Genomic DNA, 9,180 nt, shown 5'->3' with positions numbered 1-9,180 from the left:
AACAAATAGAGTCAGTGGTCTACCGGAAGGAGTAACGTTTGATTCTAGAACAAACACAATAAGCGGTACAGCGACGAAGGTAGGCACCTATCCAATTGTAGTGACGAGCACTGATGCGGATGGTAATAGAACTGATACAAAATTCATAATCAAAGTTGTAGACACCACAGCACCAACAGTAAAAGGGATTAGTAACCAAACCAAAGAAGTGAATACGGAAATTGACGAAATTGTGATAGATGCCACAGATAATAGTGGTCAAACAATGACGAACACAGTCAGTGGCCTACCGGAAGGAATAACGTTTGATCCATCAACAAATACAATAAGCGGCATAGCCACAAAAGTTGGAACTTATCCAATCGTGGTGACAAGTACGGATGCCGATGGTAATAGAACTGAGACAAAATTCAATATCAAAGTCGTAGACACAACAGCACCGACGGTGAAAGGAATCAGTAATCAAACCAAAGAGGTCAATACGGCAATCGATGACATCGAGATTAGAGCTACAGATAATAGTGGCCAAGCAGTGACAAACACAGTAAGTGGTCTACCAAATGGAGTGACGTTTGATCCTAGAACAAGCACAATAAGCGGTGTAGCGACGAAAGTTGGAACTTATCCAATTGTAGTGACGAGCACTGATGCGGAGGGAAATAGTACTGAGACAAAATTCAGTATCAAAGTTGTAGACACAACGGCACCAACGGTGAAAGAGATAAGTAATCAAACCAAAGAGGTCAATACCGCAATCGACGAAATTGTGATAGATGCCACAGATAATAGCGGTCAGCCAGTGACAAACACAGTAAGAGGTCTACCGGAAGGAGTAACGTTTGATTCTAGAACAAACACAATAAGTGGTGTAGCGACAAAAGTAGGCACTTATCCAATAGTGGTAACAAGTACGGATGCCGAGGGAAATAGTATAGAGACAAAATTCAGTATCAAAGTTGTAGACACAACGGCACCAACGGTGAAAGGAATCAGTGACCAAACCAAAGAAGTGAATACCGAAATTGATAACATCAAGATTGATGCGAGAGACAATAGTGGCCAAGCAGTGACAAACACAGTAAATGGTCTACCGGAAGGAGTAACGTTTGATTCTAGAACAAACACAATAAGCGGTGTAGTGACGAAAGTTGGAACTTATCCAATTATAGTGACAAGTACGGATGCCGATGGCAATAGTCTCGAGACAAAATTCATAATCAAAGTTGTAGACACGACAGCACCAACAGTGAAAGAGATTAGTGATCAGACCAAAGAAGTGAATACCGCAATCGATAACATCGAGATTAGAGCTACAGATAATAGTGGTCAGCCAGTAACAACCAAAGTCAGTGGCCTACCGGAAGGAGTAACGTTTGATTCTAGAACAAACATAATAAGTGGTGTAGCGACGAAAGTCGGTACTTATCCAATCGTGGTGACAAGCACTGACGCCGATGGCAATAGTGTCGAAACGAAATTTATTATAAACGTTATAGATGAAGATAAGTTAGAAATTCAGCCTATTCCAAATCAAATTGTCAAAATCAATACCCATATTAAAGATGTTAAGATTATTATAACTGGTGGATTAGGTTCAACAATTATAAGCGTAAGTGGATTGCCTAAAGGGCTTGAATTCAAATCAGAAACGCTTACTATTAGTGGTATACCAAAAGAACCTGGAAGATATGATATTATAGTAACTGTAATTGATAGTAACTCTAATCAAGCCGATGTTCATTTTGTTATAGAAGTAATTAACGATGATAATAATAAAAAACCTGGTAAAAATTCTCATATTGATGACCCTGAGAAACCCGTAATTGACAATAGCCATAAAAATGGGATAGCCATTCATGGTAAAACGAATTCATCTAAACATGTGATTATTGATTTACCATCAGAACTTACTAAGACTGTAAATATTAATAATCCTGGTAATTATACAATATGGGTTTCAGGTGCCCATAAAATGCATAAAGAGTCTTATCGCATAGTTGAACGTGATAAAGATAATGATATCTATGTTTTACCAGATACAGGTAACAACAGTAAAAGTTCTACAGGCATAGTAGCAACTGTTTTAGCTATGATTGGGGAAATATTGTTACTATTTAAACGTCGGAAGAATGATGAAGAAAAATAATTAAATTAGCAATCTTATAGTCTCAAAAGTTAGCGCTTTAGTCCTAGCTTTTGAGGCTATTTTTCGTGGTAAAAATGGTGTGAATTATGTACGAACCTATTATATATAAAAAAATACTTTTAATAAAATTAACGAAAATAAAAATTACCTATTAATATACATTTTGTACTTGAAAAGAATATTTAAGAGAAATTATGATTAAAAAACATTTAATATAATTAAAATGCGTAATATTAAATAGTGATAAATCTGTTATAATTCATATATCATTTTATTATTACTCTAATTATATAGATTAAAATGTATTATTATAATTATTTTGTACTATATATCAAAATTCTCATATACATCTAGGAAATAAAATAGAGTTTGATATGCAATGACAACTATTTTAACCAACTATAGGAGGTCAGTGAATGACTAACAGAAAGAGAAACTCGTCACAACGCATGGATTTTATCCCAAACAAACTAAACAAATATTCAATCAGAAAATTTACAGTAGGTACAGCTTCAATATTAGTAGGTGCCACACTTTTCTTAGGGCATCATGAAGCTGAGGCAGCTGAAAAACAACAATCCATATCTCAAAACCATAGCGATGAACAAGAAAGTTCTCAAGCTGATACAACAGTAACCACAGAACAAACAACAAATAATAATGTTTCTTCTCAAACTAACGCCACGTCACCAAGCACTCAAGATAAAACAACGATAGATCACACTGAAAATCCATCTTCAACAAACCAGCAGATAACAGAAAATCAATCACTGCATGCAAAAGATTTACAAACATCAAATCAAAACAATGTCTCGCATAAAGATACTGCAAACAAATCAACAGAAAAAGAAGCTAGACAACATCAAAATCATAAATCGACAATTCAACAACAAGAAAGTTCAGAAAAGTTAGTAACAGCTGCTCAAAATGCATCAGCTACAAACCAAGCTGTATCCACCAATACGAATGAGACACATGTACAATATGCTGATAAAAAATTGAGCCAAATTGGCGTGAACCATCAAACGAAAGAACAAGTTAAAGCTTCACTAGTTACTAAGAAAGCTTTTAAGCCACGTTCTAAACGAGATTTAGATAATACAATTGTGGCAGAAGCCTTAAAAGCAGACATTACAAACCCTGACTATGGTGTTAGAACCCCTGCAACTCCTGTAACTGCAGCTGCTTCAACATCTCCAACAACGCGTGCATTGAGTAGTAATTATAGAGTAAGAGCATTAGCGGCAGCTACACCAACAGGTAAAGATGTGAGTGACAAAATTAAATTTTCAAATATAGATATAGCAGTGGAAGGTAGAACTGCACATACAAATGCTAGTGGTCAACGTGAATTATGGGTGACTTCTGGAGATATTTTATCTTTAAAAGCAGATTATACCGTTGACAATAGCGTTAAAAGTGGAGATACATTTACGATAGGCTATGGACAATATATTAGACCTGGAGGATTTTCGTTACCATCATCGGACACAGAATTAAGAGATGCAAATGGTGCAATTATAGCTAAAGGTAAATATGATAGTAACACGAATAAAACAACCTACACGTTTACAAATTACGTTGACCAATATGATAATATTCAAGGATCTTTTAAAATAGCTGCAACTGCTAAACGAGAGAATGCCATCAATGATAAAGGATCATATAATATGGACGTAAAAATTGGAAATGTTTCTTTCAATAAAAATATTATTGTTGATTATGGTGATAATAAGAATAACCCTTTAAATGCATCAACGCTTTACAGAGATCCAAAAACAAACCAACAGTATCGAATCATTTATATTAATGAGCCAGGCAAAACATATAAAAATGTGAAATATCATAGTACAACAATGAATGGAAAACTCATAGATGGCACAGATGCAATAAAAGTTTATAAAGTGAATGATCCTTCAGCAATGGTCAACAGTTTCGCACCCGATTTAACTTCAAGTAAAGTAACAGATGTTACATCATCAAAAACAATTACATATGATAATAATCGCTCAACTGTAAATGTTTCATTAGGAAATTTAGACGGTAAAACACGTTATATTATTGCTGAAAAAGTAGAACCTACAACTGACAATGGTAACTTAAGTTCAACGTTTTCAATAACTAACGATGATAAAAATAATCCAACAATTTGGGCGGCAAGTACTACACAAGGTGCTGCTGGAGACAATTCAACTGGTAGTGGTCAACAAATAGGTAAATATTCACTTGGCGACACTGTCTGGAATGACAAAAATCGAAATGGCATTCAAGATATAGGAGAAGAAGGCATACCTAACGTTTATGTTACTTTAAAAGATGCTAACGGAAATGAAATTGACAGAGTGACAACGGATGAGAACGGCAACTATAAGTTTAAAAATTTAAAAAATGGAGAGTACACTTTAGAATATTCAACTCCTAATGGAGGATATTCGTTAACCAAAGCAGATCAAAGTAACAATGATGCAGTCGATTCAGATGCACAATTAGTCAATGGCAAATATGTTGCTAAAGCTACAATTCAAGATGATGACAACATGACAGTTGATGCCGGATTTTATAAATCTGTTTATAACATTGGAGATTTCGTTTGGAATGATACGAATAAAAACGGCATTCAAGATGACGGAGAAAAAGGACTTGCCGGTGTAACTGTATTATTGAAAAATGAACAGGGACGTACAATTGCAACTACTGTAACCGACAAAAATGGCAAATATGGCTTTTACGAATTAGAATCTGGTAACTATACAGTTCAATTTATTACACCTGATGGTTATACATTATCACCATCAAAAGTAGGTACAGATGTAACTAAAGATTCTAATGGCGATGAAGTACCAATTAAATTAACTGAAAATGATTATTCTAATGATTTAGGTTTATACAAGCCGGATGCACCTAAATTAGATGACTATGAAATTACAGTAGAAGATAAAAGTTATGAAAATACTGTTCGTGTTAACACTAAGTTACCTAAGAATACAATCCAACTTGCACAACAAGGTAAAGATGGTCGTGATCGTGTATATTATAAACAATTAGGCTATCATCCAGATTTGACTGGGAAAGATGCTTCAAAATTACTGCAAATAGACGGCTATTATTTTGAAGAAGTACGCCGAGATCATATATACCAGTAACAAGATGCTATTTTTGAATATAACTTGGATAATAACACAGGTGTTAAAAATATAACGTATAATCCAACAACAAATACGTATACTGTGACATATCAAGATGGTTCAACAAAGGAACTACCAGGTCAACAGCCTAAAGGATTAACAATAAATAATAGTTATATTAATCAAAATGGAGATACTATTGTGGAATTTAGTGATGGTACAACTATTACGATTCCTAAAGGTAAAGATGGTGTCGATGGTAAAAAAGGTGAAGATGGTAAAACACCTAAAATTGAGCAAACACCAATTACCGATAGCTCAGGCAAACAAATTGGGGTTACAATCACTGTTAAAGATGGTGATGGTAAAGTAATAAATACGCAAAAAGTACTTAATGGTCAAGATGGAGCAAAAGGAAATCCAGGTGAAAAAGGCGAAAAAGGAGACCCAGGAACGAAGGGTGACAAGGGCGAAAAAGGAGATACAGGCGCTGCAGGTCGAGATGGTCAGAATGGTCAAGATGGTAAGTCAGTTATTGCAAATACAGAACGTGGTACAAAAGATGGTCAAGAAGGCGCATATATTAGAATCTATGAGGTCAATCCAGATGGTAGTCGCGGCACAATGATTTCTGAAACATTCATCAAAGATGGTGTGAAAGGCCAAGATGGTAAAGATGGACGTTCACCATCAATCCAACAAACGCCTATAAAAGATGAAAAGGGTAAGATTATCGGAACGACGATTACTATTCTAAGTCCAGATGGTCAAGAAGTTTCACATCAAGATATTTTAAATGGTAAAGATGGACAAAATGGAACATCTGTGACAACCATTACAGAACGTGGTAGACAAAATGATCAAACAGGCGCATATGTTAGAACATATGAAAGAAATCCAGACGGTAGTCGTGGCAAGCTCATCAGTGAAACCTTTATCTCAGATGGTCAGAATGGTAAGGATGGACAAAATGGCATGAATGGAAAATCTATAACAGCGGAAACACGTCCTGGTACAGATGCTGATGGAAACACTGGTGCATGGATTCGCGTTTATGAGTTGAATCCTGATGGCACTAAAGGCCAACTTATCAGTGAGACGTTTATTAAAAATGGCGCAAAAGGTGAAAAAGGCGAAGACGGTAAGACACCAAAAATCGAACAAACTCCAATACGTGACAGTTCTGGTAACCAAATAGGTGTAACAATCACGGTGACAGATGGTGATGGGAACGTCGTTAGTAAAGAGAATATTTTAAATGGCAAAGACGGTGCAAAAGGTGAAAAGGGTAAGACGCCATCTGTAGAACAACAAGCCATTCAAGATAAAGATGGAAAGCAAATCGGAGTCACAATTATTATCAAAGATGGAGACGGTAAAGAAATCAGTCGTCAAAACATTCTAAATGGCCAAGATGGTAAAAATGGTACTCCTGGTAAGGATGGTCAAACACCAACAGTTGAAACAATGCCAGCATTAGATAAAGATGGAAAGCAAATCGGTGTAACTATTATTACACGCGATGGTGATGGTAAAGAAATTGGGCGTCAAACAGTGACGAATGGCCAAGATGGTAAATCTATTACTGCAGTAACGGCACGTGGAGAACAAAATAATCAGACAGGTTCATGGATACGTGTGTATGAAGTAAATCCAGATGGCACACGTGGTAAGTTAATTAGCGAAACGTTCGTTGCTGATGGTCAAAAAGGTGCTGACGGTAAAAACGGTGTTGATGGCAAAGACGGTAAAACACCAACAATCGAGCAACAGCCTATTCGTGATAAAGACGGAAAACAAATCGGTGTAACTATCATTATCAAAGATGGAGACGGTAAAGAGATTAGTCGTCAAAAAATTCTAAATGGTCAAGATGGTCAAAAAGGTGCTAATGGTCAAGACGGTAAATCTGTAACTGCAATTACAGAACGTGGTACTCAAGATGGCCATAAAGGTTCATACATTAGAATTTATGAAATGAACCCAGATGGTACACGTGGTAAATTGATTAGTGAAACATTTATCGCTGATGGCGAAAAAGGTCGAGATGGTGTTGATGGTCAAGATGGTAAGTCAGTAACTGCCGAAACTACACGTGGAGATAAAGATGGTCAAACTGGAGCGTACGTCCGAATTTATCTAACCAATCCAGATGGTACACGTGGCAAATTAATCAGTGAAACCTTTATTGCTGATGGTCAAAAAGGTAAAAATGGCCAAGATGGTAAGACCCCAACAATTGAGCAACTTCCGATTTTGGATAAAAACGGAAAACAAGTTGGTGTGACAGTAATTGTCAAAGATGGAAATGGCAAAGAAATTAGTCGTCAAGATATCTACAATGGGCGTGATGGCCAAGATGGTAAAGATGGCAAAACACCATCTATTGAACAACAGCCAATTTTAGATAAAAATGGTAAACAAATCGGCACTACTGTGATCATTAAAGATGGAAATGGCAAAGAAATCAGTCGTCAAGATATTCACAATGGTCAAGACGGTAAGACCCCAACGATAGAGCAGGTACCTTCTTTAGACAAAGAAGGCAAACAAAACGGTATCATTGTGATCATTAAAGATGGTGATGGCAAAGAAATCAGTCGTCAAACGATTTTAAATGGTCAAGATGGACGTGATGGCAGAGACGGTAAGGCTCCACATGTGGAGCAGCAACCAATTTTAAATAAAGACGGAAAACAAATTGGTATTACTGTGATTATTAAAGATGGCGATGGTAAAGAAATCAGTCGTCAAAATATTTATAACGGTGAAAAAGGTAAAGATGGCAAGGACGGTAAAGATGGTGTAGATGGTAAATCAATTACTGCCATAACAGAACGTGGTACAAAAGATGGTAAATCTGGTTCTTACATCTATATCTATGAAATGAATTCAGACGGTAGCCGTGGCAAATTAATTAGTCAAACCTTTATTGAAGATGGCCAAGACGGTAAAACACCAAGCATTGAACAACAACCAGTTAAAGATGAAAAAGGAAATCAAGTTGGTGTTGTTATCATTGTTAAAGACGGTGATGGTAAAGAAATCAGTCGCCAAGTTATTGTAAATGGCAAAGACGGCAAAGATGGTAAAACACCAAGCATTGAACAACAGCCAATTAAAGACGAAAATGGTAAGCAAATTGGCATCACGATTATTGTTAAAGATGGTAATGGCAAAGAAGTAAGTCGTCAAAACATATACAATACATCTAATATCACAAATATTTATGTTAACGTTGAAGGCAACATTGTCTTTGTCTTCAAAGATGGAACAACTTGTATTTGTAAATGTGAGCCAAACAAACCGAATGAGCCAAACAAACCAAATGAGCCCGGCAAGCCAAGCGAACCAGGCAAACCAAATGAACCAAACAAACCGAGTGAGCCAAACAAACCAAGCGAACCAGGCAAACCAAGCGAGCCAAACAAGCCAAGCGAACCAGGCAAACCAAATGAACCAAACAAACCGAGTGAGCCAAACAAACCAAGCGAACCAGGCAAACCAAATGAGCCAAGCAAGCCAAGCGAACCAAGCAAACCGAACAAATCAGTTCATACTAGTACAATGAAACATGTGAACTATAAAACAACGAGTCATTTACAGCAAGTTCATGATACGACACAATCAAACAATGATAAAAAACAGCAAGAATTGCCAGCGACAGGTGCTGTTGATGACAATGGTTATCAAGCTCCATTCTTTGGATCATTATTTGCAATTTCAGGAACAATATTGTTCTTAGCAAGACGTCGTAAACATCATCATCAATAACAATCATTAAATAGCGTTAATTATATGAGATTCGTTATAGTATAGTAGTTTCTGAAGTAATCAAACAGGTATGGGAAACTAAAGGTTGAAAATCTTTTATCCCATGCCTGTTTTTTATAAAATGAGTTCAGTTCG

General features: G+C 36.4%; 1 protein-coding gene and 1 pseudogene. Both read left to right on the top strand.

Annotated features, from left to right (window positions below; genetic code table 11):
* A partial coding sequence (locus CD041_RS09330; RefSeq protein WP_219727426.1) for a putative Ig domain-containing protein occupies positions 1 to 2,146 on the top strand: 2,146 nt, incomplete at its 5' end.
* 416 nt (positions 2,147 to 2,562) lie between these two features.
* A pseudogene (locus tag CD041_RS12470) lies at positions 2,563 to 9,045 on the top strand (SdrD B-like domain-containing protein).
* Positions 9,046 to 9,180 lie beyond the last annotated feature (135 nt).

Source organism: Staphylococcus lugdunensis, assembly GCF_002901705.1.
Lineage (GTDB): Bacteria > Bacillota > Bacilli > Staphylococcales > Staphylococcaceae > Staphylococcus > Staphylococcus lugdunensis.
The sequence above is the reverse complement of the archived record's forward strand: the minus strand, read 5'-3'. Positions and strand labels throughout refer to the sequence as shown.